The 4110-nt window shown below is 63.7% G+C and carries 3 protein-coding genes and 1 pseudogene; 3 read left to right on the top strand and 1 reads right to left on the bottom strand.

Going from position 1 to position 4110, the window contains the following annotated elements; genetic code table 11:
- The 3 genes and pseudogenes from EOA33_RS40825 to EOA33_RS26525 all read left to right on the top strand — a co-directional run.
- A pseudogene (locus EOA33_RS40825) lies at positions 1 to 112 on the top strand (glycine betaine/L-proline ABC transporter ATP-binding protein); the annotation flags it as partial.
- Positions 109 to 2088: an ABC transporter permease subunit gene (locus EOA33_RS26530; protein ID WP_127406983.1), complete on the top strand. Its 1980-nt coding sequence runs from the start codon at positions 109 to 111 to the stop codon at positions 2086 to 2088. The pseudogene EOA33_RS40825 and the gene EOA33_RS26530, both read left to right, overlap by 4 nt.
- Before the next feature lie 37 nt (positions 2089 to 2125).
- Positions 2126 to 2503, top strand: a complete 378-nt coding sequence (locus EOA33_RS26525; protein WP_127406982.1) for a GFA family protein — start codon at positions 2126 to 2128, stop codon at positions 2501 to 2503.
- 27 nt (positions 2504 to 2530) lie between these two features.
- On the opposite strand, the gene EOA33_RS26520 is transcribed toward EOA33_RS26525, so the two are convergent.
- Entirely contained in the window at positions 2531 to 3889 is a 1359-nt protein-coding gene (locus EOA33_RS26520) for an NAD(P)/FAD-dependent oxidoreductase (protein WP_127406981.1), read from the bottom strand.
- Between the last annotated feature and the right edge of the window lie 221 nt (positions 3890 to 4110).

The raw sequence follows: 4110 nt of genomic DNA, 5'->3' as shown, positions 1-4110 counted from the left end.
CGGCAAGCCCTTCGCCGTGATCAACGGCAGCGGCAAGCCGATCGGCGAAGTGACGCCGCAAGCGGTGATCGACCTGCTGGCCGGCATCGAGCGCAGCGGAGCCGGCGCATGACGGTGACGGCGAGCGTCAGCGAAGCCAGGCCGCCGGTCCAGCGCTGGCTGGCGATCTGGGCGCTGGCGCTTCTCGCGGTGCTGGTCGTGTTCCTGCTCGAGGACAAAGTGCCCTGGGCGGTCAACTATCCGGCCGACGCCGTCATTCCGGTCGCCGACTGGATCAGCGACCTGATGAAGTGGATAAAGACGAACTTCTCCTGGCTGACGCGCTCGATCACGGCGGTGCTTGGCGTGCCGCTCGATTTCGCGCTCAATCTTCTGGCCAAGAACTTCAAGATCGGCCATGGCGCGGATGCCTTCATCCTGCCGCGCCTGTCCTGGCTCGGCGTATGCGTTGCGGCGTTCCTCGCCGGCCGCGCCGCCGGCGGCTGGAAGTTGGGTGTGCTGGTCGGCGGCTGCTTTGCCTATGTCGCGCTGTTCGGCCAGTGGACCAGCGCCATGCTGACGCTGGCGTTGATCTCGATCGCGGTGCCGTTCTGCATCGTCACCGGCCTGTTCGTCGGCATCTGGGCCTGGCGCAAGCCCTGGGCGGAGAGGTTCGTCGTCTCCCCTGCCCTCGACCTGATGCAGACCATTCCAACCTTCGCCTATCTGATCCCGATGCTGCTCCTGTTCGGCAACAGCCCGGTGTCGGCGATGATCGCCACCGCCATCTTTGCCACGCCGCCGATGGTGCGGGCGACGATGCTCGGCCTGCAGCGCGTGCCATCGGAGATCGACGAGTTCAGCGAGATGGCCGGCTGCACGGCCAGGCAGAAACTGTGGCGCGTGCTTCTGCCCTCGGCGCGGCCAACGCTGATGGTCGGCGTCAACCAGGTCATTATGCTGGCCCTGAACATGGTGATCATCGCCTCGATGATCGGCGCCGGCGGCCTCGGCTATGACGTGCTGCTGGCGCTGAGGGCGCTGAAGGTCGGCGAAGCGATGGAGGCCGGCCTCGCCATCGTCGCCTTGGCCATCGCGCTCGACCGGCTGAGCCAGGCGATCGCCCACAACCACGCGATGGGTCAGACGCACCAGGCGGCTAGCCCGAATTTCTGGCGGCGCTATCCCAACCTGACGTGGGCTGTCGCCATTCTTGTCGTCACCACGCTGCTCAGCCTGTTGGTGCCCAGCTTCGCGGCGGTGCCGAAAGCGATCACCTTCACGACGGCGCCGTTGTGGAAGGCGGCGGTGAACTGGGTGACGATCAATTTCTTCGACACGATCGAGGCCTTCCGCGTGGCGCTTATCCTCAACGTGCTCAATCCCGTGCGCGCCTTTTGCGAGGGTTTTCCGTGGCTTGGCGCTGTGTTCCTGCTCGGCCTTGCCGGCTACCAGCTCGGCGGCTCGCGGCTTGCCGCGCTGGTCGCGGGTCTCACCGCCTTCTGCGCGGTCACCGGGCTCTGGGAAAAGACCATGGCGACGGTCTATCTCTGCGGCATCTCGGCCTTCATCTCCTGCCTGATTGGCATTCCGATCGGCTTTGCCGCCGCGCGCAGCGAGCGCTTCGAGAAGATCGTCACGCCGATCATCGACACGCTGCAGGTGCTGCCGTCCTTCTGCTTCATCATCCCGGTGGTGATGCTGTTCCGCGTCGGCGACGTCACCGCGATGATCGCGACGATAGCCTTCGCCGTCGTGCCGGCAATCCGCTACACCAACCACGGCATCCGCCAGGTGCCGCCGGCGCTGATCGAGGCGGCGAAGGTTTCGGGCTGCACGCCGCGCCAGACCTTCTTCCGGGTACAACTGCCGCTGGCGCTGCCCGAGATCATGCTCGGCGTCAACCAGACGATCCTGATGGCATTGGCGATGATCATCATCTGCGCCATGATCGGCACGCGCGACCTTGGCCAGGAGGTGTTCATCGCGCTGTCCAAAGCCGATTCCGGCCGCGGCATCGTGGCCGGCCTGGCGATCGCCTTCATCGGCATCGTCGCCGACCGGCTGTTCAACGCCTGGACCGCGAAAGCCAGGGCGAGGCTGGGGTAAAACCCAAAGCGCCAAAACCACCCAAAGGAGAGAGAGTATGACCAGCCGGATAGCCAGCTGCGCCTGCGGCCAATTGCAGATCCGCTGCCAGCGGGAGCCCGACATAGTGTCGCTTTGCCATTGCCTGGACTGTCAGCGGCGGACCGGCAGCCCGTTCGGCGTAGCGGCCTTCGTCGATGCCGCAACGACCGAGATCACCGGGTCGTCGCGGACATTCCAGCGCGATTCGGACAGCGGCTGTCCCATCGCCTTCCACTTCTGCGGAACGTGCGGCTCGACGGTGTTCTGGTATCCGTCGCGACGGCCGGCGGCGGTCGCCGTTGCCGTCGGCTGTTTCGCCGACCCATCGTTTCCGGCGCCGACGCGGTCGGTTTTCGACCAGCGCCGGCACGGCTGGGTCGCCGTGCCGGGCTGACGGCAAGCGCGCCTGGTCGCGAAAGCGTTACTCCGCCGCGACGCCCTTCACCTCAAGATAGCTCTCCATGGAATCGTCCAGCGCCTGCAGCCATGGCGTATGGTGCAGCGGCGCCATGGTGCCGGTCATCAGCGAGCGGTAGGCATGGTCGCGGAAGCCCATGATGTCCTCCACCTTGTGATGCTCCCACTCCATGAAAGTGTGGTTGACCGCCTCGACATCGAAGCCCGGATAGTCGGTCTGGTCCATCAGCTCTTTGGTGTAGTCGCCCTGGAACCAGATCATCTGCTCGGCGTCCTCCAGCGTCTCCTCGCGCGCGCGCCACTTGGCGCTATGCTCGGCCATCACCTCGGCCGACGGCAGCTTGATGCGGCCCATGATGACGTCGCGCGCGTACCAGGCCTGCGCGTCGAACATGTTGAAGGTGTAGAACTGGTCCTGCATGCCGATATAGAACAGCTTCGGATTCTTCTCCCAGACGACGCCCTCGTAGAGGTCCAGCGGCCACATGCGGTTTGCGGTCTTGAGCTTGAGGTCGTCGGTGAGGAAGGGGAAGGAATGCAAATAGCCGGTGCACAGGATGATGGCGTCGACCTCCTTGGTGGTGCCGTCCTTGAAAAGCGCGGTCTTGCCGACGACTTTCTGCAGCAGCGGCACCTCCTTCCAGTTCTCCGGCCATTTGAAGCCCATCGGCTTCGAGCGGTAGCTGGAGGTGATCGACTTGGCGCCGTATTTGTAGCACTGCGAACCGATGTCCTCTGCCGAATAGGAGCGACCGATGATCAAGATGTCCTTGCCCTTGAACTCCATGGCGTCGCGGAAGTCGTGGCTGTGCAGGATGCGGCCGTTGAAAGTGGCGAACCCCTCGAAGAACGGCACGTTGGGCACCGAGAAATGCCCGGAGGCGACGACGACATTGTCGAACTCTTCCGAGTAGGTGACGTCATTGCTGCGGTCATGCGCGGTGACGGTGAATTTCTTCGTCGCATCGGAATAGGTGACCATGCGCACCGGCGTGTTGAAGCGCACCCATTTGCGCACGCCTGATTTTTCGACGCGGCCCTTGATGTAATCCCAGAGCACAGCGCGCGGCGGATAGGAGGCGATCGGCCGGCCGAAATGCTCCTCGAAGGTGTAGTCGGCGAATTCGAGGCATTCCTTCGGCCCGTTCGACCAGAGATAGCGGTACATCGAGCCATGCACGGGGTCGCCATGCTCGTCGAGCCCGGTACGCCAGGTGTAGTTCCACAGGCCGCCCCAGTCGGACTGCTTCTCGAAGCAGACGACTTCCGGAATCTCGGCGCCCTTATCGGCGGCCGACTTGAAGGCTCGAAGCTGAGCCAAACCCGAGGGTCCTGCTCCGATGACGGCAACGCGACTGTTCATGGCGGGTCTCCCGTTCTCATTTTCCCTAGCGAAACAAATTTCACTGTCAGTGACAGTAATTGGCCCTCTTGTGCTGTCAATAACCAACTGCGTGAACGGCGTTGGCATGCAGCGGATTTCACGCGGAAAACCGGCGACGGACAATTTGGCGAGGAATGGCCCTGCGACATAGGATGGCTTGCCGTCGCGTTTGCCCTCTTGTATCGCCGCCGAATATGTTC

The sequence above is a fragment of the Mesorhizobium sp. M4A.F.Ca.ET.050.02.1.1 genome (genome assembly GCF_003997725.1).
Lineage (GTDB): Bacteria > Pseudomonadota > Alphaproteobacteria > Rhizobiales > Rhizobiaceae > Mesorhizobium.
The sequence above is the reverse complement of the archived record's forward strand: the minus strand, read 5'-3'. Positions and strand labels throughout refer to the sequence as shown.